We start from the raw sequence: 25,000 nt of genomic DNA, 5'->3' as shown, positions 1-25,000 counted from the left end.
GGCTAGCCTTCTGCGGTGGATTCCGACACGTACGACGATGTGGACCGCCGGCTCGTCCAGGCCCTTCAGCTCGACGGCCGAGCCCCGTTCAGCCGCATCGCCGATGTGCTCGGCGTCTCCGACCAGACCGTGGCGCGCCGCTACACCCGGATGCGCACGGCGGGGACCGCCCGGGTGGTGGGGCTCACCGACCCTGCCGCGCTGGGCGAAGCCGTCTGGCTGGTGCGGGTGCAGTGCACCCCGGACGCCGCCGTGCCGGTGGCCGAGGCGCTGGCCCGCCGCCCCGACACCTCATGGGTGTGCGTGATATCCGGCGGCACAGAGGTCTCCGCCATCACGCGGGCGGCGTCCCGCGAGGACAGCGACGCGCTGCTGCTGCGCACGCTGCCGCGCACCCCGCGGGTGGTGGGGGTGGCCGCGCAGTGCGTGCTGCATGAGTACTTCGGCGGTGCGCAGGGCCTGGTCAACAAGTCGGGCATGCTGACGCCACGGCAGATCGAGCGGCTGACCTATCCGGTGACCGACAGACCGCAGGGCTACCGCGCCGCGCTGGAGGAGGGCGACCGGAAGCTGCTGGACGTGCTGGCGCGCGACGGGCGTGCGGGGCTGGCCGAGCTGGTGGCCGCCACGGGCTGGTCGCAGTCGACGGTGCGCCGCCGACTGGCGGAGCTGCGCTCCGACGGCACGCTCTATTTCGATGTCGACTACGACCACCGGCTGTTCAGGCAGGGCGCCACGGCCGCGGTGTGGCTGTCCGTGCTGCCGAGCGAGCTCGCCGCCACCGGGCGGGCGGTGGCAGAACACCCGGAGGTGGCCTTCGCCTGCGCGACCACCGGGCCGCACAATCTGCTGGCGGTCGTGGTGTGCCGGGATGTCCGGCATCTGTACGACTATCTGACCACGCGTGTGGCCGCGCTACCGGATGTACGGAGCATGGAGAGCTCCCCGATGATCCGCCGGGTCAAGGGCCCGGGGCCGCTGCTGCTGTCGCCGCGTGGTGGGGCGCGGCGCGCCCCCTGACGTACCGCCGCACCTGCCGCCGTACCGCGGTCAAATCCCCTGGCCAGGGCGGCACTTGGAGGAAGCTCCCAACTCCCGGTGGTTGAACTCTGTTCAAGCAGACGACCCAATAAATCTTGACGATTGTCAGGGACCTGTCGAACCCTTGGCGTGCGCCAACGCACTGCCCTCGTAGTCGTTCCAGTTCCCTTCCCTACGGCCTTTTATGAAGGACCGTCAGAGACATCGGAGGAACCGATGCGTCGTCTTGCCACGAGTCTCGCCGCCACCGCGGTCGCCGCGGCCACCGCCGTGGCCCTCGCCGGGCCCGCCCAAGCCGCCCCCGCGGACAAGCCGCAGGTGCTTTCCAGCTGGACCCAGACGAGCGCGAGCAGCTACAACGCGTGGCTCGCGGCGCGCAACAACCAGGGCGCCTGGTCGGCGTACCAGTTCGACTGGTCGACCGACTATTGCAGCAAGTCCCCCGACAACCCCTTCGGTTTCCCCTTCAAGACCGCCTGCGCCCGCCATGACTTCGGCTATCGCAACTACAAGGCCATAGGTGCCTTCAGCGCGAACAAGGCCCGCCTGGACAGCGCCTTCTACGAGGACCTCAAGCGGGTGTGCAACGGCTACAGCGGGGTGTCGAAGACCGCCTGTAACAGCACCGCCTGGACGTACTACCAGGCGGTCAAGGCCCTGGGCTGAAAAGCCGCTCCAGGACGAGGGCGATGCCCTCCTCCTCGTTGGACGCGGTGATCTCGTCGGCGACGGCCTTGAGCTCCTCGTGGGCATTGGCCATCGCCACGCCGTGGGCCGCCCACCGGAGCATCGCCGTGTCGTTGGGCATGTCTCCAAAGGCGATGGTGTCCTCCGCGGTCATCCCGAGGCGCCGGGCGGCCAGCGAGAGGCCCGTCGCCTTGGTCAGCCCCAGCGGCAACAGCTCCACCAGGCCCTCGCCCGCCACGGTCACCCCGACCAGCCCCCCGGCGGCCGTGCGCGCCGCCTCGGCCAGCGCGTCGTCCCCCAGCCGGGCGTGCTGGATGTAGAGCTTGCTGACGGGGGCGGACCACAGGTCGGCCCGGTCGTCCAGCGACCGGGCCGCCCGCTCCGCGGGGTGCACCCGATAGCCCTCCCCGTACAGCACCTGGCCGTCCAGACCGTCACGGGCCACGGCCAGGAACAGCGGGCCGACCTCCGACTCGATCTTCTCCAGCGCCAGCGCGCCCAGCTGCCGGTCCAGCGTCACGGAGGTCAGCAGCCGGTGCTCGCCCGCGTGGTAGAGCTGCGCGCCCTGCCCGCACACCGCGAGCCCGTGGTAGTCGAGGTCGTCGAGTATGTGCCGGGCCACCGGAACCGTCCGCCCGGTGACCACGATGTGCGCCGCGCCCGCCGCGGTGGCCGCGGCGAGCGCCGCCCGGGTGCGCTCGGAGACCCGGTGGTCGCCGCGCAGCAGGGTGCCGTCGAGGTCGGTGGCGATGAGGCGGTAGGGCAGCGAGGGGCCGTCGCTCATCGGGCGACCGGCTCCAGGACCTCGCGTCCGCCCAGATACGGACGCAGGACCTCGGGCACCCGCACCGATCCATCGGCCTGCTGGTGGTTCTCCAGCAGCGCGACGATGGTGCGCGTGACCGCGCACAGCGTGCCGTTCAGCGTCGCCAGCGGCCGTACCCGCTTGTCCTCGCGCATCCGGATCGACAGCCGGCGCGACTGGAACTCGGTCGTGTTGGAGGTCGAGGTCAGCTCGCGGTACTTGCCCTGGGTCGGGATCCACGCCTCACAGTCGAACTTCCGCGTCGCCGAGGAGCCCAGGTCGCCCGAGGCCAGGTCGATCACCCGGAACGGCAGCTCGAGCGAGGTCAGCCACTGCTTCTCCCACTCCAGCAGCCGCTGGTGCTCGGCCTCCGCCTCCTCCGGCGTCGTGTAGACGAACATCTCGACCTTGTCGAACTGGTGCACCCGGAAGATGCCACGGGTGTCCTTGCCGTACGAGCCGGCCTCACGGCGGAAGCAGGAGGAGAACCCGGCGTAGCGGCGCGGCAGCTGGCCCGCGTCCAGGATCTCGTCCATGTGGTACGCGGCCAGCGGCACCTCGGAGGTGCCGACCAGGAAGAGGTCGTCCTTGTCGAGGTGGTAGACGTCGTCCGCGGCCTGGCCGAGGAAGCCGGTGCCCTCCATGGCCCGGGGCTTGACCAGGGCCGGGGTGAGGACGGGGGTGAAGCCCGCGGCGGTGGCCTGCGCCATCGCGGCGTTCACCAGCGCGAGCTCGAGCAGCGCGCCGACGCCCGTCAGGTAGTAGAAGCGCGAGCCGGAGACCTTGGCGCCGCGCTCGGTGTCGATCGCGCCGAGCAGCTCGCCGAGGGCCAGGTGGTCCTTGGGGGTGATGCCCTCGGCCGCGAAGTCGCGCGGGGTGCCGACCGTCTCCAGGATGGCGAAATCGTCCTCGCCGCCGATCGGCACGTCGGGGTGGACCAGATTGCCGAGCCGGAGCAGCAGCCGCTGGGTCTCCTCCGCGGCCTCGTCCTGCTCGGCGTCGGCGGCCTTCACCGCGGCGGACAGCTCGCCCGCCTTCTTCAGCAGCTCCGCCTTCTCGTCGCCGGAGGCCTTGGGGATGAGCTTGCCGAGCGCCTTCTGCTCGGAGCGCAGCTCGTCGAAGCGGACGCTGGACGACCTGCGCCGCTCGTCGGCGGAGAGCAGCGCGTCGACGACGTCGACGTCCTCTCCACGGGCGCGCTGGGAGGCGCGCACACGGTCGGGGTCCTCACGGAGCAGACGAAGGTCAATCACGTCACCAGGTTACCGGTGTGCCCACATCCGGTGCTCGACCCGATATTCCCTTGCGGTGCGCTTTGTCCATGTTTGAGATGGTATGGATTCTTGAGAATTCGCCCGTCTGTGCATCCGCGTGCCTTGGCGATGAAAGCGCCCATTCCCTGAAATGGAGTGAAGGGGCGGCTATGGGTGATCGGGTTCCCTTGTGCGAACGGGGAGTTGGCCCTCGCGTTGTCCACAGGGTGGGGTGGTGGCGTCCAAAGTTATCCACAGGCTGTGTGTGAGTTCTGTGGATGTCGGGCTGATCATCTGGTACGCGAAGTGCTCGGCGATGGATTCCCCGATCAAACCTCGCTCACACACTCTTTCGGGTGGGATTTGCTCACTCCGGAGAGTTGGTCAAGAGAAATGGGGTGACGTGAGTGATAGGTGTGGCGATAGGTGGGTTGGTGCGAGCTGGGTGATGTGTCGATTACGTCGGGTTGATGTGTCGACTTGTCCCCAGCCCGCGCCCCCTGCCTGTGGATAACTCCGTCAGGCCCGGCCGTCCTGGCAGCGGGCCAGCCACTCGTCCGCCGCCGAGAAGTCCTCGTCCTCGGTCCCGTACCGCAGCGGGGACATGTCCGACGGCTCGAAGCCCGCCCGCGGGTAGGAGCCCAGGAACCGCACATTCGGGCAGATCCGCTTCAGCCCCATCAGGGCCGAGGCGACCCGCCGGTCCGTGATGTGCCCCTCGAGGTCCACCGAGAAGAAGTAGCGGCCGATGCCCTGGCCCGTCGGGCGCGACTCGATGCGCACCAGGTTGACCCCGCGCGCCGCGAACTCCTGGAGCAGCTCCAGCAGCGCACCCGGGTGGTCGTCGCCGAGCCAGATCGCCACGGTCGTCTTGTCCGCGCCCGTCCGGGCGGCGGGCCGCGCCGGGCGGCCGACCAGCACAAAGCGGGTCACCGCGTTCTGCGCGTCATGGATGCCGCTCACCAGGGGCGTGAGCCCGTACGTCGCCGCCGCGAACTCACCGGCGAACGCCGCGTCGTAGCGCCCCTCCTGCACCAGCCGCGCCCCGTCCCCGTTGGAGGCGGCCGACTCCCACACCGCGTCCGGCAGATTGGCCGCCAGCCACTTCCTGACCTGTGGCTGGGACACCGGATGGCCGGTCACCGTCTTCACATCGGAGAGCTGGGTGCCCGGCCGTACCAACAGCGCGAAGGCGATCGGCAGCAGCACCTCGCGGTAGATCATCAGCGGTTCGCCGGTGGCGAGCTCGTCGAGCGTGATGGTCACGCCGCCCTCCACCGAGTTCTCGATGGGGACCAGCGCGGCCGCCGCCGCGCCCGACCGCACGGCGTCCAGCGTCGTCGGCACCGAGACCATGGGGGTCAGCTCGCGCGTGGCGGCCTCGGGCAGCGACCGCAGGGCGGCCTCCGTGAACGTGCCTTCGGGACCGAGGTAGGTATAAACACTGGCCGACATCACGCTGACTCCCTGGAACGGACGAGAACCGCAACGATACCCAGCGTCCGGCCCCTGACGCCGTGGTTCACCCTTCCAAGAGTGCCTGACCGACGTACTCGCCCGGGGCGCAGCCGCCCGGCACCGCGAAAAGCGCGCTCGCCTCGTGCCGCAGAAAGCGCGACAGCCCGTCGCCCCGGTCCAGCTTCCGCTGCACCGGTACGAAGCCCTTCATCGGATCCGCCTGCCAGGCGATGAACAGCAGCCCCGCGTCCGGCGCGCCGTCCGCGCGGAAGCCGTCGTGGTACGAGAACGGGCGGCGCAGCATCGCAGCGCCCTGGTTCGAGACGGGCGCGGCGACCCGTACGTGCGCGTCGCCGGCGATGGCCAGCGACCCGTCCGCGTTCACCTTGTCCAGCTGGACCGGTGTGGTCTCGGTGCCGCCGGACAGCGGGGCCCCGTCCGACTTGCGGCGGCCTATCACCCGCTCCTGCCGCTCCGGGGAGAGGTGGTCCCAGGAGTCGAGGAGCATCCGGATCCGCCGCACCACCGCGTACGAGCCGCCCGCCATCCAGTCCGGCTTCCCCTGCGCGGAGACGAAGATCCGCTGGTCGAAGTCGTCGTCCGTGGGCTTGGGGTTGTTGGTGCCGTCGACCTGCCCCATGAGGTTGCGGGCGGTCATGGGGCGGGAGGTCGCGCCGGGCGTCCGGTTGAAGCCGTTCATCTGCCAGCGCACCCGGGCCGTCTCCCCGGCCTCGCGCTGGAGCGCGCGCAGCGCGTGGAAGGCGACCAGCCCGTCGTTCGCGCCGATCTGGAGCCACAGATCGCCGTTGCTGCGCTTCGGGTCGAGCACGTCTGCGGAGAAGTCGGGGAGCGGGGCCAGCGCCTCCGGCAGCCGGTCGCCCAGCCCCACCTTGCCGAAGAAGGTACGGCCGAAGCCGAAGGTGACGGTGAGCGACGCCGGGCCCGCGTCCAGCGCGATGCCCGTGTCGTTCGCCGGGGCCTTGCCCGCGGTCAGCTCCTCGGCCGTCTTCGACCAGCGGCGCAGCAGCGCGGCGGCCGCCTTGCGGTTCGCGCCGGGCGCCAGGTCGAGGGCGACCACATGGCCGTGCGCCTGGAGGGGGGTGGTGATGCCGGCCTGGCGCTCGCCGTGGAAGGGCACGGTGGTCGAGCCGACGGAGCTGAGCGGGTCGGGGTCGGTGCGTACCGACTCGCCGGCGTACGCCCCGGCCGCGCCGCCCGCGACGAGCCCGGCCGCGCCGACGGCGCCGGCCGTGCCCAGCAGGCGGCGCCGGGAGATCGGGGACGAGGGTTCCGGCTGGGTGCCGGGGGTGTGCTGGGTTTTCGGGGTCGTGCTCATTGGCCGATCTTCAGGGTCCTGGTCTCCGTCACCTGGTCGATGTCGGAGGTCCGTACGGTCAGGGCGAGCCGCCAGGTGCCGCCCATGGGCAGCTGGAAGCTCTTCGCGCTCCAGTGGCCGGTGGCGACGTGCTCCAGCGGCACGGTCAGCGGGCCGATGTTCTCCTTCGGGAGCGTCAGGGTCACCTTCGCCTCCTCCGCGTCCACAGGCCGGTCGGCCAGGTCGAAGGTGAAGACATGGATCAGGTTGTCGCCGGGGAGGGCCGGGTCCAGCATGAAGATCGCCTTGCCGCGGCCGCTCTTGGGCCCCGTGTTGTACGGGATCTCGACGCTGATCGGGTCGACGGCCGGGGTGGTGTCCACGGCCGCGCCGCCGGACTTCGCGCTCGCGACGGCGCTCGCGGCCCGGCCGGGCTGGGTCGTGCTGAGCACCGTGGCGACGGCGAGCAGCACGACGGCCACGACCGTCTCCGCGAGTACGGAGCGGTAGAGCGAGCCGCGTGTGAGGTCGCCGTGGCGCTTGCGGAGGGTGGCGGCTTTGGAGACCGCCGCCTTCTGGCGGGCGAGCTGGGCGGTGCGCACGGGGTCGGCGGCGGCAGCCTCTTCCGTGTCCTTGGCCTCTTCCTCTTCTTTCTCTTCCTCGGCCTCGGCTTCGTCACCGCTCGCCGTCGCCTCCTCGTCCGTGAGGCGGCCCGTCCAGCGGCGCGAGACGGAGGCGATGGCGACGAGCACCGCCACGAGGCCGACCTTGACGAGCAGCCAGCGCCCGTACTCGGTGCCGGTCAGCGCGTCCCAGGAGCCGACCTGCCGCCACGACTGGTAGAGGCCGGTGAGGGTCAGTACGACGACCGAGCCGAAGGCCAGCCGCGAGAAGCGGCGCACGGCCGTCCGCCCGATCGGCTCCCCCGCGCGCAGCGTGGCCACGAGCGCCGCCAGGCCGCCCAGCCACACGCCCACGGCGAGCAGGTGGACCACGTCGACCGGCATCGCGACGGTGGACTGGATGCCGACCGAGGCGTGCTCGGCCATCGCCCAGGTCGCGGCGATGCCCACCGAGACGACGGTGCCGCCGAAGGCGAGCCCGAAGGCCAGGTCCTGGCGCCGCCCCTGGTCCTCGTCCGCCGCGCGGCGCGCGTACGAGCCGAAGAGCACGGCCAGGAAGAGCGCCGCCGCCCCGAGCAGCATCAGCCGCGACAGCAGCGCCGCGCCCGCCTTGGTGGACAGCACATCGCTCAGGCCGCCGAGGTCGAAGACCCCGCCGATGCCCTTGCCGTCGGTGTACGGGCCGCGCAGCAGCAACAGCAGCAGGGTCGCGGAGAAGAGGGCCACCCAGCCGCCGACGGTGAGCTTCTGGACCGGCCGCGAGGAGCGGCACAGCCCGGCGAAGACACAGCCGCCGACCAGCACCGTGAAGCCGCCGTAGGCGACGTACCGCCCGATGTCGTACAGCGTCTCGACCGTCTCGTCGGGGCCCGCCGCCGAGGGCACCTTGGCCTTCGTCTTGGACGGCGCGCCGATGGAGAAGGTGAACGCCCCGGCCACCGGGTGGCTGTCCTCCGAGACCACCTTCCAGGCCACCGTGAACGTGCCGTCGGGCAGCCCGGCGTGCAGCGCGACGCCGGCCGTGGACGACTTGCCGCCCACATGGGCGGGTTTGCCGGTGTCCACCCGATTGCCCTTCGGGTCCAGGACGCGCACGGAGTCGCCGGACAGCAGCACCCCCTCCGAGAAGGTGAGCCGCACCACCGACGGCGCGGCCTTGACCACCGCGCCGTCCGCGGGGTCGGTCTCCGTGAGCGCGGCGTGCGCCGACGCGGAGGACGCGCCGAAGCTGAGCGCGCACAGCAGCGCGGCGAGCAGGGCGCCGAAGACCGACAGCAGTCGCCTGGCGGTCGGCCTGGACGGCCCGGTCAGCCTGGTCGTCCTGATCAGGGAGGGGGGCAGCGAGGGCATCGGGCGTCAGTCCTTGGGGCGGTACGTCGTCGGCTCGACCGGGACCTTGATCTCGATGGGGTCGGAAGAGGCGAAATGCAGGGTGAAACCGACCTTGTCACCGACGTTCGGCTTGCGGGTCAGATTTGTCAGCATCAGATGATCTCCGCCGGTGGCCAGCCGCAGCTCGCCATTGGCCGGGATCTTCAGCGACCGCACCTGCTTCATCCGGGTGCCGGTGGTGGTGTGCATGGTGACTTCGCCGGCGAGCGAAGTGGTGACGGAGGTCAGCTCGTCGGCGCCGCCGCCCTTGTTGGTCACCGTCACATAGCCCGCGGCCATGTCCCGGGTCGGGGGCTGGGGCACGTACGCGCCGCTGACCGACAGCTTCGGCCGGTCGCCGCCGCCACCACCGTCCTTGCCGCCGCAGGCCGCGAGGGCGGCGGACAGGGTGAGGACCAGCGCGGCGGCGGCCGTCCGCCGCGCGCCGGTCGCCGTCCCGGTCACGGGTTCTGCCCCTTGATGATCTTCGGCAGGTCCTTGACGTACTGGTCGGCCGTGGTCTCGGTGGTGTAGAGCCAGTGGTTCTTGTCGTCCTTGGGGGAGAAGGCGATCACCTCGGCGCCGTGGTTGACGGTGATGCTGCCGTCCTTCTCCTTCTTCGGCTTCTCGACGAGGATGCCCAGCGGCCGCGCGGCGGCCTGGATGGTGTCGAAGTCGCCGGTCAGCGCGGTGAAGTCCTGACCGCCCTGGCCGTCCAGCCAGGAGCGCATGCGCTTGGGGGTGTCCCGCTCGGGGTCGGTGGTGACGAAGACGACCTGGAGCTTGTCGCGCTCGGCCTTGGGGAGCTTCTGCTCCGCGAGGCCGATGTTGCTCATGACCAGCGAGCAGACGTCCGGGCAGTAGGTGTAGCCGAAGTAGATCAGGGTGGGCTTGCCCTTGGTCTCCTTCAGCAGGTCGTACTTCTTGCCGTCCGTGTCGGTCAGGACGAGATCGGGCTTGGCCTTGGGCTCGTCGAGGACGATCGCCTGGCCGGGCTTGCTGCCGCCGGAGACATCGGCGGCCTTCTCGGTCTGGTCGCCGTCGCCGCCGGAGCCGCCGCAGGCGGTCAGGGTGAGAGCGGTGGCGGTGACGAGGGCCGCGCCCAGGTATGTGGTGCTGCGCATGGAGTCGTTCTCCAAAAGATGCGGGTGGATCGGTGGTGCGGGGGTGGCGGGCATGCGCGCCCACCACCCCCTCGGGCCCCTCGGTGCGGGGTCGGGATCAGGCGTTGCGACGGCGGCCGGCGAGCACGCCGAAAGCCACGCCGGCGACGCCGACGACGATGCCCACGATGCCCAGCACACGGGCGGTGGTGTCGCTGTTGTCGCCGCCGTCATCGCTCGACGCGGAGGCGGTCTTCTCGGTGGCGCCGTCGGCCTCGGCCTTCGCGTTCTGGGTGCCGCCGCCATGGCCGTCGGAGCCCTCGGCCGGCTTGACGAGCTTGAGGACGGGCGCCGGGTTCTCGGGCTCCGGCGCACCCTCCTTGGGCGCCTCGATCCAGCGCACGACCTCCTTGTCGTCGTACGTCTGGAGGGCCTTGAAGACCAGTTGGTCGGCGTCGTCGGGCAGTGCGCCGACCGACAGCGGGAACTGCTGGAAGGTGCCCGGCTCGATCTTGCCGCCGCTCCAGGTGACCTTGGTGACCGCCTCGGTGACCTTCTCGCCGTGCACCTCGACCGGCTTGGCGAGCTTGGTCTTGGTGAGCTTCACGTCCCAGCCGGGCACCGGCTGCGCCATCACCGAGGCCAGCGGGTGGTCGGCGGGCAGGGTGACCTCGAGCTTGACGGTCGAGGCGTCGTCCTTCTCGTTGGGCACCTTGAAGGCGATCGTGCTGTAGCCGCCCTGCTCGGCCTGGCCCGGCTGCACGCTGACGTGCGCGAAGGCGGGGGTGGCGGCGAACAGCACCAGTGCTCCGGCGGCGATGCCGCAGGCCATCGGAAGACGGCGGAGACGGCGAAGACGCATGGCGTTCATGACAAAACACTCCATGGCAGGAATGAATCGGGATTTGGGGGTGGCGCGCGTGCGGCGACAGCGCGAACGCCCCCGGTCCCGCCGGAGTGCGCCGCGTCGGTCAGGCCGCGAGGTCGAAGCGCGGCGGGCCCCGCCTGATCACACTGTGCTGGAGTACGAGGGTCTCGGCCGCGCACTCGTCCCGTTCGGGTGTGCGCGGCCGGCGCACGGAGGCGCCGAGCGGCTCGTCCTGGCCGGCGCGCAGCGCCCGGATCAGCCGCAGCGCGGCGCGCAGCGCCCGTACGAGCGCGGCTTCCGCGACCCCGCGCGCCCCGTCCGCCGACAGCCGCACCGCCCGCCACACGGCCACCTCGCCGCGGCGCAGCAGCCAGCCGACGGCGAGGGCGGCGAGCAGATGCCCCAGCGCCATCGGCAGCGACGGCAGCAGGGTGTCCAGGTGCATGGCCCCGGGGCCCGGCCGGGACGGCGCGGAGCCCACCGTGGCGGGGTCGATCCCGGCGTGGGTGACGATCCGGTGCGCCGTGGCGGCGTCCAGCCGGACGGGGCCCGAGCCGCACAGCAGCCGGCCGGCCATGGCGGTCACCCCGCCCTCGGAGCCGCCCGTTGCCGGGGTCTGCTGGGTGGTGCGCTGCCCGAGCGCGAAGACGGCGTGGAGCGCGAGCTGGCCCACGCCCAGGACCACGGCGATCCCGGGCAGCGACCGCTCCCGCCCGGCCAGCGGCGCCACCGTCGCGAACAGCACCGCGCAGCCCGCGCCGAGCGTCCACAGCGGCACGGTCGTGCAGGAGCCGAGCATGTGTCCGCCCGCGGACAGCACGACGCAGACCGCGGTGAACACCGCGGCCCGCAGTATCCGCAGATCGGCTCCGGCGCGTCCGTGGGGGGCAGACATGGCCGCGCCATCATCCCACTGGGCCCCGAATTCCCCCACGGCGGGTGGGGCGTACCGCCGCACACCTGGACAGCTCCATGCGCCGCTCCATACACCGCGATATGGAATATGCGCTTCCGCCGAATGAGGGGAGTCACGTCAATCGGACGCTTACGGACCATGGACGCAGGCAATACGTAACGGTATGTCGAGCCGTGGCCGGGAGGCTGGAGTATGAGCATTTGGTGGTCACTCCATCTGCCGCGTGAGGCGGCGAGCGTTCCGCTCGCCCGGCGCCTGCTCCTCGGCACCATGGAGACGGCCGGGGTCGATCCCGAGATCTCCTACGACCTGTCGGTCGCCCTCTCCGAGGCCTGCGCCAACGCGGTCGAGCACGGCGGCGCGGACGGCGCCGACGGGGACTACAGAGTCACGACCTTCATCGACGGCGACACCTGCCGCATCGAGGTCACCGACTCCGGGCCGGGCTTCCACCGCCGCCCCGTCCCCGCCGGTCCGGGGGACTGGGCCAAGGCCCCGCAGCCCCACCCCGCCGCGAGACAGCCGGCCCCCGCCCAGGCAGAGCACGGGCGAGGGCTCTTTTTGATCGAGGCGCTGACCGACCACGTCCGCTACCGCGACCGCCCGGGGCGCGGCGGCGTGGTGGTCAGCTTCGACAAGATCCTCAAGTGGCGCGAGGACTCCCTGACGGGGGTGTGACAGCCCCCTCCAGGTTGGCCGAGAGGTCGGGCGGCAGCCCGCGGCACAGCGCGTCCAGCGCGCCCGCGAAGGCGTGGTCGGGCGGGGTGGCGTAGCCGACGACCAGGCCGTCGCGGGGCGGTCCCGCCGCGTCCGGATGGCGGTAGCCGGCCAGGCCCTCCAGGGCGAGCCCCTGCCAGGCGGCGGCCTGGACGGCGGACCGCTCGGTGCCCTCCGGCAGCTCCAGCACCGCGTGCAGTCCCGCCGCGACGCCGCTGACGCGGATGTGCGGGGCGCGTTCGGCGAGGGCGGCGACCAGCTGGTCCCGGCGGCGCCGGTAGCGCTGGCGCATGGTGCGGATGTGCCGGTCGTATCCGCCCGACTCGATGAAGTCGGCGAGGGTGAGCTGGTCGAGCGCGCTCACCCACGCCTCCCGCTCCCCCTTGGCGGCCAGGACCTCGTCCACGAGGTGGTCGGGCAGCACCATCCAGCCCAGCCGCAGGGCCGGGGTCAGGCTCTTGCTGACCGACCCCACGTAGAGGACATGCCCGGGGTCCAGGCCCTGGACGGCGCCCACGGGCTTGCGGTCGTAGCGGAACTCGCCGTCGTAGTCGTCCTCCAGGACCAGCCCGCCGCGGGCGCGCGCCCAGTCGACGGCGGCCGCCCGCCGCAGGGGGTGCAGGGGCCCGCCGGTGGGGAACTGGTGGGCGGGCGTGAGCAGGACGGTCCGTACGCCCTGGAGCGAGGCCAGCTCCTCGGTGCGGGCGCCGTCCGCGTCCAGCGACAGCGGCACGGTACGGATCCCGGCGGCGGCGAGCAGCGAGCGGTGGAAGCCGAGGCCGTACGCCTCCACGGCCGCCGTGCCGCGCACCGCCGCCGTCCCGGCCAGCAGCCGCAGCGCGTGGGCGTACCCGGAGCAGATGACGATCCGGTCCGCGTCGGTGCGCACGCCCCGGGCGCGGGCCAGATAGCCGGCCAGCGCGCGGCGCAGCTCCGGGCGGCCGTGCGGATCGCCGGGGCCGAAGGCCTCGTTGGGCGCGGCGGTCAGGGCGCGGCGGGCGGAGGCCAGCCAGGCGGAACGGGGGAAGGACGCGGCGTCGGGCTGGCCTTGCAGCAGATTGTGGACGGGCTCGGGAGGACGCGCGGGCGCGCTCCGGGCGCGCCGCACGGGCGCCGAGCCGAAGCCCACGGCCGCGCGGCCCCCGCCCCGCCCCCGGGCGCCGCCCTCTTTTTGAGGCTTGGTCCGCCTGGGCGGGGGCGGTGCGGCCCGGGGCGCGACGCGGGTGCCGGAGCCCTGGCGGGCGGTGAGCCAGCCCTCGGCGACCAGCTCGGCGTAGGCGCCGGCCACGGTGTTGCGCGCCAGGCCGAGGTCGGCGGCGAGGGACCGGTACGGCGGCAGCCGGGTGCCGGGGGCGAGCCGGCCGTCGCGGATGGCCTCGCGCAGCGCCCCCGCCAACGCCGCCCGGCGGCTGCCCGCCTTGGCCGGCTCCAGATGGAGATCACTGCCGAGGGCCGCCGCCGGATTGACCCAGGATTCCGCCACGGCGACCGACGATACCCCGGGTCTCTTCTCCCAAGCTCGGCTCTTCAGGGCCTGAAGAAGGGCCTGAAGAAGCGCCTGAAGAACGGCCTAAAGAAGCGCCGCCATCCACGCCTCGACGTCGTCGGAGGTGCGGGGAAGCGCGGCCGAGAGGTTCCGGTTGCCGTCCTCCGTGACGAGGATGTCGTCCTCGATGCGGACCCCGATGCCCCGGTACTCCTCGGGGACCGTCAGGTCGTCGGCCTGGAAGTACAGGCCGGGCTCGACCGTGAGGCACATGCCGGGCTCCAGGGTGCCCTCCGCGTACGCCTCCCGGCGGGCCACGGCGCAGTCGTGGACGTCCATGCCGAGCATGTGGCCGGTGCCGTGCAGCGTCCAGCGGCGCTGGAGGCCGAGCTCCAGGACGCGCTCGACCGGGCCCTCGATCAGGCCCCACTCGACCAGCCTCGCGGTGAGGACCCGCTGGGCGGCGTCATGGAAGTCGAGGTATTTCGCGCCCGGCTTGACCGCCGCGATGCCCGCCTCCTGCGCCTCGTACACCGCGTCGTAGATCTTGCGCTGAAGCGGCGTGAAGCGGCCGCTGACCGGCATCGTGCGGGTCACGTCGGCGGTGTAGAGGGTGGGGGTCTCCACACCCGCGTCAAGGAGCAGCAGCTCCCCGGAGCGGACGGGGCCGTCGTTGCGCACCCAGTGGAGCGTGGTGGCGTGCGGGCCGGCGGCGCAGATGGAGGCGTAGCCGACGTGGTTGCCCTCGACGCGGGCGCGCAGGAAGAACGTGCCCTCGATGTAGCGCTCGGAGGTGGCCTCGGCCTTGTCGAGGACCTTGACCACGTCCTCGAAGCCGCGCACGGTCGAGTCGACGGCCGCCTGGAGCTGGCCGATCTCGAACTCGTCCTTGACCAGCCGCTGCTCGCTGAGGAACGTGCGCAGCTCCGCGTCGCGCTCGGCGGTGACCTTGTCCGTCAGGGCCGCCTCGAGACCGGCGTCGTGGCCGCGCACGATGCGCACCGGGCCGGTCGCGGCCCGCAGCTCGTCGGCGAGCTTGCGCACGTCCTTGGCGGGCAGGCCCAGCAGCTGCTCGGCCTCGGCGAGGCTGTGGCGGCGGCCGACCCACAGCTCGCCCTGGCCGTCCAGCCAGAACTCGCCGTTCTCCCGGTTGGAGCGGGGCAGCAGATAGATGGTCGCGGTGTGGCCCCCGGGGCCGTCCGGCTCCAGGACCAGGACGCCGTCATGCGTCTGGTCGCCGGTGAGGTACGCGTACTCCGTGGCGGCCCGGAAGTCGTACTCGGTGTCGTTGGAGCGGGTGCGGAGGTTGCCCGCGGGAATGACCAGCCGCTCGCCGGGGAACCGCGCGGAGAGCGCGGCGCGGCGGCGGGCGGTGTGGGGCGCCTGCTCGATGGGCTCCAGGCCGTGCAGCTCGGTGTCGGCCCAGCCCGACTGCATGTTCTCGGCCAGCTCGTCGGAAACGCCTGAGTAAAGGCCGTTCTTCCGCTGCTTGATGGGCTGCTCCGCGGCCTCTGGGGTCTCCAGGGCCTCGGAGGTGGGCTCCTCGGTCACGTCATCCTCCTCGCGTTGGACCGTGTCCATGGTAGGCGCGGGGTATGACGGCCGGGACGTGCCTGATCTACCGTCGATTGCCGGTCAAAGAGGATTTCAGTCTTTTTGTCACTCGATGACCGGTCGGAGTTCTCGGGATTCATCGCCGTTCATCGCCGTTCACGCGCGGTCAGTCGAAGTGGGCGACGAGCAGGACGACGTCCTCCGCGCAGTCGTCGGCGGCGCTCGCGCCCCCGCCCGCCCCGCTTCCGGCTCCGGCCCCGCTTCCGGCTCTGGCTCCGGCTCCAGCTCCGGGGAGGACCGTGCGCAGCACGTGGTCCGCGAAGCCGTCCGGATCGTGCCGTACGGCCCTGGGGGCGCTCGCGGCGGCCGTGTGCAGCCGCGCGAAGGCCCGGTCCATGGGCTCTCCCGTGCGGTGGAGCAGCCCGTCGCTGTAGAAGAGGAGCGTTTCTCCATGGGCGGGTTCGAGCTCCACGCTGGGCGCCTCCCAGCAGGAGAGCATGCCCAGCGGCGCGGACAGGGCGGTCTCCACGAACTCGGTGCGCCGCTCGCCGGTGATCAGCGGCGGGCAGTGGCCGGCCCCGGCCATGACGACCTTGCGCGGCAGGGGCTCGTAGTAGGCGAAGAGGGCGGTCGCGGAGCGGGCGGGCTCGGTCAGCCGCAGCAGCAGTTCGAGGTCGGAGAGCACGGCCACCGGATCCTCGCCCTCCATCACGGCGTACGCGCGCAGGGAGGCCCGCAGCCGCCCCATGGCGGCGATCGCGCTGGGTCCGGAACCGGTCACCCCGCCGACGGAGAGGCCGAGCGCGCCGTCGGGCAGCGGCAGCGCGTCGTACCAGTCTCCGCCCCCGAGGGGAGCCGCGCGGTGGCGCACGGCGAGGCGGACCCCGGGGATCCGGGGCAGCCGCGTGGGCAGCAGCTCCTCCTGAACGGTGGCGACGGTGGCGCGGGCGCGGGTGAGCTCGACCAGCCGGGCGATGTGCGCGGCGGCGTAGCGGCAGTACAGGCCCACCAGGTGGCGCTGGCGCTCGGCGGGCTCGGCCGGTTCGTCGTACAGCCAGGCCGCCGCGCCGAGCCGTCCGGTGGGTCCCCCGGCGCCCGTGGGGCTCTTCGAGGCGGTGCCGGGGCCGGCGAGCGGGTCGAGCGCCACGGCGTAGCTCGCGGAGTAGCCGAGGCGGGCGGCGACTTCGCGGTGGCGCGGGTCGAGTTCGGCCTCGCCCGGGATGTCGGGGTGCGCGACGCCGGGCCGCGGCTCGCCGTCCGGCTCGGGCAGCCCGTCCAGGAGGTGGCCGGCCGACGCGGAACCGCGCGGGAGTGTCTCGATATGGCCGAGGTCGGCGCGCCCGAGGCCGAGGCCGACGGTGGTGACCGGGCCGAGCCCGTCGGCCGGTTCCAGTGCGACCAGCCCGCGCCGGGCGCCCACGAGCGCGGCTCCGGCGCGCAGGAGTTCGTGCAGCGCGTCGTCCAGCGTGCCCGTGAGGGCGAGCCGCTCGGTGAGTTCGTGGAGGGTGGTCAGGTCCGAGACCCACCGGGCGAGATGGTCCTGAAGGGCGGGACCGGAGACGGCGGCGGTGGCGGATTCGGAGGCGGTGGGCGGCGTGACGGGGTCGGAAGTGTGTGTGGGGGCGGGTAGTGAAGGATCGATTCCGGCCACTTTCGGCAGGTGGGGCGAGCTCATGGCCCGCCGCCTTCGCACGCGGCCTCCGGCTTGCTCGATCGCATCGCAAACCCCCTGTCGTGCTGCGCCGCTAAGGTGCCGCTACTGTCTCCACATGTACACGCACCGGAGAGGCGATGTCCAGCATTGTCCCGGTGGTCTTGTTGGTGTCTGTGCGGAATTGAACTTGGCTGAAAAGAGGTAGTTGCGTTGCCGATTTAGGGTCGACTGGCGTCATTCGACAGCGCGTCGTCTCCATCGCGGCGGGTACACATTCGGAGAAGGGCAGGGGCAGTTGGGACCGCCCCGGAACCCCGTGGCCGGTCCAGGCGTCATAGACGGCAACGGCCGGCGCCCATCCCCGAGTGGCGAGGAAGCGCACTAAAGAAGGCGGCAAGCGCCATGTGCGCGCCACCCCTCGCCACGTTCCACGCTCGGCCTGCGGCGTGATGCGCTGCCTTGTACGCGCAGTGACTTGTGATCCACGTGGTGTGACGGGCCGAACAATGCCGGACAGCGCCACGTAGTGCCATGCGAAGTGCCATGTCCATGTAGTGCGACGGAACAGCCCTCGGCGTTAACGGAAAGGAACGAGCGCTCATGCGCGAGATCCTCGGAAGGCGACGCAAGTTCTCGCTGCGGCGCGGTGCGCGGTCGCCGCTGCTCCGTGCGGCGCTCACCTGCGCCACCGAGTGGCAGTGGCCCGTACTCCCCGGCGTGGGCCTGACGCCCGGCGGCGGACGGCCGCGTGCGTGCGGATGCCCGCAGCCGGACTGCGCGGTGCCCGGCGGCCACCCCTTCGACCCGGTCCTCCTCGCGGCGACCACCGACCCGCGCATGGTGCGCTGGTGGTGGGCGAACCGCCCGACCGCGCCCGTCCTGCTCGCCACCGGAGGGCGCGGCCCGTGTGCGGTGAGCCTGCCCGCGGTCGCCGGCATGCGGGCGCTGGCCGCCTGTGAGCGGTCCGGCGTGCGGCTCGGCCCAGTGATCGCCACGTCCACCCGCTGGGCGCTGCTGGTGGCTCCGTACTCCCTCGAAGAACTCGGCGACCTGCTCTACCACCAGGACTGGGTGCCCAGCTCGCTGCGGTTCCACGGCGAGGGCGGCTATCTGGCGCTGCCCCCCTCGCAGCTCGGCTCGGGCGGGGTGCGCTGGGAGCGGGCCCCGCTGCGCCGCGGCGGGCGGCCGTGGCTGCCCGAGGTCTCCACAGTGGTGGACGCGCTGGTCGAGGCGAGCACCAGCGCGCCCGACGGAGGCAGCAGGCTGGCCTACTGACCTCGCGGAGGCGTGTGTGCGGGGCCCCGGCGCGTGACGTGCGCCGCGGGCCCCGACGCGTTGGGGGCGGGTGTCGGCGTGTTGGGTCCGGTGCCCCCGGCTCCGCGGCTGCCCTCAGATCGCGGGAGAGGGCCGTGGGGCGCCGTGCACGCCCGCCCTGGGGTCCCGGTGGCCTGGAGGCCGCCCACGGCGCGGAGACGGCCGTGTGTGCCTTCGTGGCGGTTGCGGTTGCGACGGGGACGGTCTGCGGCGGCCCCGCGCAGGGGACTCAACTTCGTAGACCGCGGGGTGCGTTGGCCGCCCTCGGCGGAACCCTCACCCTCGCCCTGCCCGTACGCCGCCCGGCCCGTACGGGACGCGGGTGCGGGGCGGATGCGGGGCGGACATGGAAGCGCCCGGTCGCTGGCGACGGGGGATGCACCAGCGACCGGGCTTTTAAAACCGTAACAAGAGATCGGCGGTTCGCAAATTCGATCGCGGATTTCCGGACGCGTAATTGCAGGGCGTAGCGGTGAGTTGTGAGCAGTGTCACGCGTACGGTTCCCCGCATTTGAGCCCGGTATGACCGTCAGCTGAGCGTCACCTGACGGTTGGTGAGCCCGCCGCGCGCCCGCCGCTGCTCGGCGGTCAGCGGAGCGTCCGAGGCCAGCGCCTCGGCGAGCCGCTCCGCGAACGCCTCGGCGGGCTTCTCCACGTCCTCCGCGCCCATCTCGCCGGGCAGGTCCCACACCGGGACCGTGAGGCCGTGCGCCCGGAAGGAGCCGACCAGCCGGGTGCCTTCACCGAGGGAGGAGGCGCCCGCGGCGTGCAGCCGCGCCAGGGCGTCGAGCAGCTGCTCCTCCGGGTGGGACATCACCCAGCGCAGGTGGTTCTTCTCCGGCGTCCGGCACCAGTAGGCGGCCTCGACGCCGGCGAGCCGGGCGGTCGGGATGGCGGCGGCGTTGGCCCGTTCGAGGGATGCGGCGACCTCACCGGTGGCGCTCGCGGCGTCCTCGAGCCAGAACTCGAACCCCTCGTGCAGGGTCGGCGAAAAACCGCCCTTCGGATCGAGTAGATCCTGGAGCCGCGGACCCTCGCCGGAGACCCGTTCGGCGGCCACCGGCGTCCCCGGCTCGGCGGTCAGGGCGCGCTGGAGGGTGTCGGCCAGGTCGCGGCTGATGTCGCCGGAGGCCGTGTCGTTCTGGAGGCCGAGCATGACGGCGCCGTTGTCGCGGCGCAGCGCCGGCCAGGCCATGGGCAGCACGGTCGCGAGGGTCACGGACGGGACGTCCTCGGGCAGCCCTTCGGCGAGCTTGAGCTCGATGGTCGCGGCGGGGACGAGCTCGCGCAGCGCGACCCAGTCGCACTCGCCGGGCAGCCCCTCGAAGGGGCGGTGCACCAGCTCGGTGACGGCGTGCGCCGCCTCCCGGCCGTGGCAGGCCTTGTAGCGGCGGCCGGAGCCGCACGGGCAGGGCTCGCGCGCCCCCACCACGGGGATCTCCGCGCTCGTGACCCGCGGTCCGGCCTTCGTCGTCTGGGGGCGGCGCTTCTTGCCCATGGCGTGGCAGTCTCCCGATCGTGCGGCGCGTCGCTTCGTGGTCACGGCCGCGGTGCTTCTCGCAGGGCCGCGGTCGCTCCGCACGGCCCGTACGACTGGTACGGGCGGGAGCCTAGCCCTTTGGCCGAACCCAGTCGGCGAACCCCGTCGGCGAGGCCGGTCGCGCGCCCTAGGCGCGCTCGTCCAGATCGGCGAAGCCGAGGTCGGAACCGAGGCCGCGGTCGAGGTCGGGATCGAGGTTCGGATCGAGGTCGGGATCAAGCTCGGGGTCGGGGTCGAGCCCCGAGAGGAGGGTGACGCGCCTGCGGAGATCCTCATGGGCGGGCAGCGACGCCCATACGGTCACTTCCCCGGTGCCGTCCCGCACCCCCCAGTCCTCGGCGAGCGACGTGATGATGTTGAGCCCGCGACCGCCGCGCGCGGTGATGGAGGGATTGGCCGGAACTGGCCTTGTCGGGCCACCGCCGTCGGTCACTTCGACGGTCAGCCGGGCGTACTCGTCGATATGCCAGGCCACCCGGACGGTCTCATGGCCATGGTCGGAGCGCAGCGGCCGGCCATGCCGCCACGCGTTGCTGAGCAATTCCGAGAGAATCAGCACCGCGTCGTCTGTGACCGAATCCGGTACCCCAGTCCTGCTCAACTCGTCACGCATCCGGTGCCGTGCCGCACCTACGCCCGCAGGACCATGGGGTACGGCCATGGTCGAAGACGTCGGCACCTGCCGTGCCACCACCAACGCCACCCCCGAGACCTCCTTAGCCCCACGCCACGGGATGGATGCCCCGCGGGGCTGGAGCAGAAACAGGCCATGTGGCATCTGGTGACGCACTCGTCACGATCGAATACGTACCGAACGCGCCGGTGCACGCCTTGTAATGCCCATTATGAGCGTCCGAGTTGCGACAGTACCTGTTTGGGGCGGTTCGTAATCACGGCGTCGACCCCCAGGCGGGCGCACAGCTCGACGTCCGCCGGATCGTCCACGGTCCATACGTGCACTCGGTGCCCCGCGCGGTGCAGCCGTGCCACATAGTCGGGGTGATTGCGTACGATCCGGATGCTCGGTCCCGCGATGCGCACTCCGCGCGGCAGCGCGCCGTCCCGGTGGCGCGGCAGCAGGAACTGCATCAGATAGACGGTGGGGACCGCGGGCGCCGCGGCGCGCACCCGGTGCAGCGAGCGCGCCGAGAAGCTCATGACGCGCACGGACGGGGGCTCGCCGGGCGGCGGGGCGTCCAGGCCGTAGCGGCGGAGCAGGGTGAGCAGCCGCTCCTCGATCTGCCCGGCCCACCGGGTCGGGTGCTTGGTCTCGATGGCCAGCTCGACGCGGCGCCCGGCGTCGGCGACGAGTTCCAGGAGCCGTTCGAGGGTGAGGACCGCGGTGCTGTCGCGGCTGTCGCGGTCCGGCGCCTCCTTGTCGCCCGCCTGCCCTTTCCAGGAGCCGAAGTCCAGGGCGGCGAGATCGGCCAGCTCGAGCGCGGAGACGGCGCCCCGGCCGTTGGAGGTGCGGTTGACGCGGCGGTCGTGGACGCAGACCAGGTGCCCGTCCGCGGTCATCCGGACATCGCATTCGAGCGCGTCGGCGCCGTCCTCGATGGCCCGGCGGTATGCCGCCAGGGTGTGCTCGGGGGCGTCCTGGGAGGCGCCGCGGTGGGCCACGACGGCGGGGGTGTGCGGACCGGGGCGGATGTCCCGGTCCGGGCGCTCATAGGTCACCGCGTTATGGTGCCACCGCCTGGCTTCGGGCGTCGCGGGAGGTCCCGTCCGCCGCCGTGCGGATTGGCGGCGGTTCGTTTTGTCCGGGATAAAGGGTGGTAGCCCACGGGGTCTCCGCTCCTTACAGCGGTCTGACGCGCGGTGGGAAAAGCTTACGTCGCACATCCGCAAGCGTGGGCCGTCGAAGAAAACTGTCGTGCACATGAGGAGAGAGCTGTGAGCACCGAGAACGAGGGCGCTGCCATTCCGCCTGAGGCCGGGCCGCGTCCGGCCCCTCCGGCGCCGCACCCCGACCCCGCCGTGCCCCCGGCGCCCGACTTCAAGCCGGCGGTGGGCGCCGCCCCGGCCGCCCCGGACGCGCCCATAGGCCCGCCGGGGGAGCCGGCGGCCGGGGCCAACCTGCCCGCGACGCCGACCGTCGCGCCACCGCCCGCCACGCCTCCGGCCGTCGCCGACGCCTCCGGGGCCGACCGGCCCCTCCCCGACGCGGCCTGGTGGCCCGAAGACGCCGGCAAGGCGCAGGACGGCGCCCCCGGCGGGCCGGGCGCCCCCGGCGCCCCCGGCGCTCCCTGGGGGGACACTCCCGCCCTGCCGTCCGACCCCCCGTCCAGCAAGCGCTCCGGCGGGCTCGTGGCCGCCCTCCTGGCCGCCGTGCTGGTCGCCGGAGGCATCGGCGGCGGCATCGGCTACTGGGCCGCCGACCGGCAGGACAGCGGCGACTCCACCACCATCTCGGCCCTCGGCAACCCGAAGGCGGACAGCCGCGCCCCCGGCTCGGTGTCCGACATCGCGGGCAAGGCCCTGCCGAGCGTGGTCACCATCGAAGCCGAGAGCAGCAACGGCGAGGGCGGCACCGGCACCGGCTTCGTCTACGACAAGCAGGGCCACATCCTCACCAACAACCACGTCGTCGCCTCCGCCGCCGACAACGGCAAGCTCACCGCCACCTTCTCCAACGGCAAGCGGTACACCGCCGAGGTCGTCGGCCGGGCCCAGGGCTACGACGTCGCCGTCATCAAGCTGAAGAACGCCTCCGGCGCCAAGCTCACCCCCCTCCCGCTCGGCGACTCCGACAAGGTCGTCGTCGGCGATGCCACCGTCGCCATCGGCGCGCCCTTCGGCCTCTCCGGCACCGTCACCACCGGCATCGTCAGCGCCAAGAACCGCCCGGTCGCCTCCAGCGACGGCGGCGGGGGCAACGCCTCCTACATGAGCGCACTACAGACCGACGCCTCCATCAACCCCGGCAACTCCGGCGGCCCGCTGCTGAACGCGGACGGCGGCGTCATCGGCATCAACTCCGCCATCCAGTCCGCGGGCAACGGCGGCGGCCTCGGCGGCGAGACCCAGCAGTCCGGCAGCATCGGCCTCGGCTTCGCCATCCCCATCAACCAGGCCAGGAACGTCGCCCAGCAGCTGATAAGGACCGGCGAGCCCGTCTACCCCGTCATCGAGGCCACGGTCAACATGAAGGACACCGGCAACGGCGCCACCATCGCAGGCAACGGCGCCGGCGGCAGCCAGGCGGTCGTCCCCGGCGGCCCGGCCGCCAAGGCGGGCCTGAAGGCCGGCGACGTCATCGTCAAGCTGAACGACACCGTGATCGACAGCGGCCCCACCCTGATCAGCGAGATCTGGACCCACAAGCCGGGCGACAAGGTCACCATCACCTACAAGCGAGACGGCAAACAGTCCACCACCCAGGTCACCCTCGGACAGCGCAAGGGTGACAGCTGACGCGCTAGGCTGATCCCCGCGCCACCCCAGGCGGGCCGGCGCGAGGAGGCTTGCCCGAGCGGCCTAAGGGAACGGTCTTGAAAACCGTCGTGGCAGCGATGTCACCGAGGGTTCAAATCCCTCAGCCTCCGCCCAGGTGAGAGAACGACCAGGTCAGAAGGGGCGCCCCTCGTGGAGAGGGCGCCCCTTCTGCGTTGGCGGTGTCTCGCTCCGGCCGCCCGAATCCCACCGTTGACCAGCGCGTGTGGACCAGCTGTGGACCAGATTCGCGTGGTCGCTGCACTGATATGCCCAGGGCTGAGGCGCAGACACGTGGCCGTCGCGCAGGACCGAAGCCTCCACGCCGTAGCCGCGTGGTCGGGCTAACACCGGGGAAACACGTGCCGCCCTAGAACTGTGGCTCGACATCAGGTTCTTCGGACTTCCGCAGAGGGAGACTTCATGTTTTCACGTCGATCGGCCGTGGTCGGCATCGCCTCGGTGGCGTGCGCCGCGCTGGCTCTGAGCGTGGCCGCGCCTGCCAGCGCCTCGGCGCCCGCCGACCACGTCACTGTCGGGAGCGTGCAGAAGGCGATGGAAGACTTGCTGAAGTCGGGCCACGTGGTGGGCGCCATCGGCGAGGTGTACCTGGACGGCAAGCTGATCGGGAAGGGATCGGCCGGGTCGCGCCTGCTCGACGGTAAGGGCGGCGCGATCCCGTCGAACGCCCGCTATCGGATCGGCTCGCAGACGAAGATCATGACCGCTGCCGTGGTGCTGCAACTCGTCAATGAGGGCAAGTTGAGCCTGGACGACAAGCTCAGCGCGGTCCTGCCGGAGGTGGCGGAAAAGGATCTGGTGGAGCGGGCCGACGAGATCACGGTGCTCAACCTGATCCAGATGACCTCGGGCATCCCGGAGTTCCTCGGCCCGGACCCCATGGACCCCGATCGCAACTACAGCCCGACCGACCTGCTGGCGGCCTCGCGCAAGAACCCTCGGCCGGTGGAGGTCGGGACCCCCAACCACTCCAACACCGACTACATCCTGCTCGGCATGATCATCGAGAAACTGTCCGGAAGGCCACTGGCGGCCGAATTCAACAGGAGGCTCTTCGCCCCGCTCGGAATGCGCGCTACCTACCTGCCCACAAAGCCGTGGGAGGGCATCAAGGGCCCGCACGGGCATGGCTACGCCATGGACGAGACGGGCACGCTGCACGATGCCGACAAGATCAACGCCACCATCATGCTCGGCGCCGGCGGCGTGGTCTCCACCGCGCGCGACGTCAGCGCCTTCAGTCGCGCTCTCCGCCAGGGCAGGCTCCTGCCGGAGTCGCTGAGCAAGCTGCTCACCGGCCCGCCGCCCGGCATGCCGCCGCGGACCGACGGCGGCCCGTGCGCCGGCGACCCCGAGTTCGCTCCAGGATCCCTGGGCACCGCCCCCGGCTTCGTCGCCTCGACCGCCAGTTCTTCCGACGGCCGCCTCCAGTTCGCCGTGTCCATGACGCTATCGGGGGACGATGCCGAGCGCATGAACACGCCGTCACACATCACCGACGCCCTCAAATCGGTGTTCTGCCCGTCGGCATAAAGCGTGTCGATGTCGAGGGTGGCCTAGCGGGTGGCCGCGGCGCGATGCCGGAGGCCGGGCGATCGGACGACTGTCGGCGGCCGGCCTCAATACCCGCGGTTCACCTGCGCGTTGTCAGCCGCCGTTGGTAGAACCGCTGCACGCGTCGCCCCCTGACGCGTCGCACGATAGGAGCAGCCCGGATGAGGTTCTATGACCACCTTGAGGAGCTGTAGAGGCTGTCGCACGACTCCCGGCCCCCGAAGGTCAAGAGCGATTCGCTGTTCGGTTCCGAAGTCCTTGGGGGCAACGGAATCTTGCCTAGTGGGG

The 25,000-nt window shown here is 72.0% G+C and carries 21 protein-coding genes and 1 tRNA gene; 7 read left to right on the top strand and 15 right to left on the bottom strand.

The features are described 5' to 3' along the window. Nucleotides 1-15 precede the first annotated feature (15 nt). Nucleotides 16-1,020, top strand: coding sequence for an Lrp/AsnC family transcriptional regulator (locus tag ABTY62_RS18890; RefSeq protein WP_352130558.1), 1,005 nt, complete (start codon nucleotides 16-18; stop codon nucleotides 1,018-1,020). A gap of 237 nt (nucleotides 1,021-1,257) precedes the next feature. Beyond that, nucleotides 1,258-1,707, top strand: a complete 450-nt coding sequence (locus ABTY62_RS18885; protein ID WP_352130557.1) for a phospholipase — start codon at nucleotides 1,258-1,260, stop codon at nucleotides 1,705-1,707. On the opposite strand, the gene ABTY62_RS18880 is transcribed toward ABTY62_RS18885, so the two are convergent. The 9 genes from ABTY62_RS18880 to ABTY62_RS18840 form a co-directional block, all read right to left on the bottom strand. Then, nucleotides 1,691-2,512 carry an HAD family hydrolase gene (locus ABTY62_RS18880; RefSeq protein WP_352130556.1) on the bottom strand — a complete coding sequence of 274 codons (822 nt, stop codon included), beginning with the start codon at nucleotides 2,510-2,512 and terminating at the stop codon, nucleotides 1,691-1,693. The two genes, ABTY62_RS18885 and ABTY62_RS18880, sit on opposite strands and share 17 nt — an antisense overlap. Beyond that, on the bottom strand, nucleotides 2,509-3,786 hold the full coding sequence (serS, locus tag ABTY62_RS18875; RefSeq protein WP_352130555.1) for a serine--tRNA ligase: 1,278 nt from the start codon (nucleotides 3,784-3,786) through the stop codon (nucleotides 2,509-2,511). The genes ABTY62_RS18880 and serS overlap by 4 nt, the downstream gene beginning before the upstream one ends. Nucleotides 3,787-4,305: 519 nt before the next feature. Next, nucleotides 4,306-5,241, bottom strand: coding sequence for a prephenate dehydratase (pheA, locus tag ABTY62_RS18870; protein WP_352130554.1), 936 nt, complete (start codon nucleotides 5,239-5,241; stop codon nucleotides 4,306-4,308). Nucleotides 5,242-5,308: 67 nt separating this feature from the next. Then, complete coding sequence (gene efeB, locus ABTY62_RS18865) at nucleotides 5,309-6,580, bottom strand: iron uptake transporter deferrochelatase/peroxidase subunit (protein WP_352130553.1); 1,272 nt, start codon at nucleotides 6,578-6,580, stop codon at nucleotides 5,309-5,311. Next, entirely contained in the window at nucleotides 6,577-8,532 is a 1,956-nt protein-coding gene (locus tag ABTY62_RS18860) for a copper resistance CopC/CopD family protein (protein ID WP_352130552.1), read from the bottom strand. Before ABTY62_RS18860 ends, efeB begins: the two co-directional genes overlap by 4 nt. Before the next feature lie 6 nt (nucleotides 8,533-8,538). Beyond that, on the bottom strand, nucleotides 8,539-9,018 hold the full coding sequence (locus tag ABTY62_RS18855; protein ID WP_352130551.1) for a copper chaperone PCu(A)C: 480 nt from the start codon (nucleotides 9,016-9,018) through the stop codon (nucleotides 8,539-8,541). Further along, nucleotides 9,015-9,677: an SCO family protein gene (locus tag ABTY62_RS18850; protein WP_352130550.1), complete on the bottom strand. Its 663-nt coding sequence runs from the start codon at nucleotides 9,675-9,677 to the stop codon at nucleotides 9,015-9,017. Before ABTY62_RS18850 ends, ABTY62_RS18855 begins: the two co-directional genes overlap by 4 nt. A gap of 97 nt (nucleotides 9,678-9,774) precedes the next feature. After that, nucleotides 9,775-10,527, bottom strand: a complete 753-nt coding sequence (locus ABTY62_RS18845; RefSeq protein ID WP_352130549.1) for a YcnI family copper-binding membrane protein — start codon at nucleotides 10,525-10,527, stop codon at nucleotides 9,775-9,777. Nucleotides 10,528-10,627: 100 nt separating this feature from the next. Continuing rightward, the gene (locus tag ABTY62_RS18840) at nucleotides 10,628-11,419 is read right to left on the bottom strand and encodes a hypothetical protein (RefSeq protein WP_352130548.1); all 792 of its coding nucleotides are present in this window, start codon (nucleotides 11,417-11,419) and stop codon (nucleotides 10,628-10,630) included. Nucleotides 11,420-11,632: 213 nt separating this feature from the next. Between ABTY62_RS18840 and ABTY62_RS18835 the strand changes: the two genes are divergently transcribed. Next, complete coding sequence (locus ABTY62_RS18835; RefSeq protein ID WP_311726069.1) at nucleotides 11,633-12,118, top strand: ATP-binding protein; 486 nt, start codon at nucleotides 11,633-11,635, stop codon at nucleotides 12,116-12,118. Here ABTY62_RS18835 and pdxR read toward each other — a convergent pair. The 3 genes from pdxR to ABTY62_RS18820 all read right to left on the bottom strand — a co-directional run bounded on the left by pdxR (nucleotide 12,084) and on the right by ABTY62_RS18820 (nucleotide 16,872). Further along, nucleotides 12,084-13,640 carry a MocR-like pyridoxine biosynthesis transcription factor PdxR gene (gene pdxR / locus ABTY62_RS18830; protein ID WP_352130547.1) on the bottom strand — a complete coding sequence of 519 codons (1,557 nt, stop codon included), beginning with the start codon at nucleotides 13,638-13,640 and terminating at the stop codon, nucleotides 12,084-12,086. The genes ABTY62_RS18835 and pdxR overlap by 35 nt on opposite strands. 87 nt (nucleotides 13,641-13,727) lie before the next feature. After that, nucleotides 13,728-15,224, bottom strand: a complete 1,497-nt coding sequence (locus ABTY62_RS18825; RefSeq protein ID WP_352130546.1) for an aminopeptidase P family protein — start codon at nucleotides 15,222-15,224, stop codon at nucleotides 13,728-13,730. Between the two features lie 139 nt (nucleotides 15,225-15,363). Beyond that, entirely contained in the window at nucleotides 15,364-16,872 is a 1,509-nt protein-coding gene (locus ABTY62_RS18820) for a PP2C family protein-serine/threonine phosphatase (protein ID WP_352130545.1), read from the bottom strand. A gap of 579 nt (nucleotides 16,873-17,451) precedes the next feature. Between ABTY62_RS18820 and ABTY62_RS18815 the strand changes: the two genes are divergently transcribed. After that, a complete protein-coding gene (locus ABTY62_RS18815) occupies nucleotides 17,452-18,126 on the top strand; it encodes a bifunctional DNA primase/polymerase (protein WP_352130544.1) in 675 nt (224 codons plus the stop codon). A 568-nt stretch (nucleotides 18,127-18,694) separates the two neighbouring features. Here ABTY62_RS18815 and ABTY62_RS18810 read toward each other — a convergent pair. The 3 genes from ABTY62_RS18810 to ABTY62_RS18800 form a co-directional block, all read right to left on the bottom strand. Then, the gene (locus ABTY62_RS18810; protein WP_352130748.1) at nucleotides 18,695-19,663 is read right to left on the bottom strand and encodes a DUF5926 family protein; all 969 of its coding nucleotides are present in this window, start codon (nucleotides 19,661-19,663) and stop codon (nucleotides 18,695-18,697) included. Between the two features lie 169 nt (nucleotides 19,664-19,832). Further along, nucleotides 19,833-20,495 (bottom strand): ATP-binding protein, encoded by a 663-nt coding sequence (locus tag ABTY62_RS18805; RefSeq protein WP_502997479.1) that lies wholly within the window; start codon nucleotides 20,493-20,495, stop codon nucleotides 19,833-19,835. A gap of 53 nt (nucleotides 20,496-20,548) precedes the next feature. Next, nucleotides 20,549-21,382, bottom strand: a complete 834-nt coding sequence (locus tag ABTY62_RS18800; protein ID WP_352130543.1) for a glycerophosphodiester phosphodiesterase — start codon at nucleotides 21,380-21,382, stop codon at nucleotides 20,549-20,551. Nucleotides 21,383-21,598: 216 nt separating this feature from the next. Between ABTY62_RS18800 and ABTY62_RS18795 the strand changes: the two genes are divergently transcribed. From ABTY62_RS18795 to ABTY62_RS18785, 3 genes are all read left to right on the top strand, one after another. Beyond that, nucleotides 21,599-23,119, top strand: a complete 1,521-nt coding sequence (locus ABTY62_RS18795; RefSeq protein WP_352130542.1) for a S1C family serine protease — start codon at nucleotides 21,599-21,601, stop codon at nucleotides 23,117-23,119. A gap of 44 nt (nucleotides 23,120-23,163) precedes the next feature. Then, nucleotides 23,164-23,250 (top strand) — tRNA-Ser (locus tag ABTY62_RS18790). Nucleotides 23,251-23,560: 310 nt separating this feature from the next. Then, on the top strand, nucleotides 23,561-24,691 hold the full coding sequence (locus ABTY62_RS18785; RefSeq protein ID WP_352130541.1) for a serine hydrolase domain-containing protein: 1,131 nt from the start codon (nucleotides 23,561-23,563) through the stop codon (nucleotides 24,689-24,691). Nucleotides 24,692-25,000 lie beyond the last annotated feature (309 nt).

This window comes from Streptomyces sp. NPDC097640 (assembly GCF_040302705.1).
In the GTDB taxonomy this organism is placed as follows: domain Bacteria; phylum Actinomycetota; class Actinomycetes; order Streptomycetales; family Streptomycetaceae; genus Streptomyces.
The sequence above is the reverse complement of the archived record's forward strand: the minus strand, read 5'-3'. Positions and strand labels throughout refer to the sequence as shown.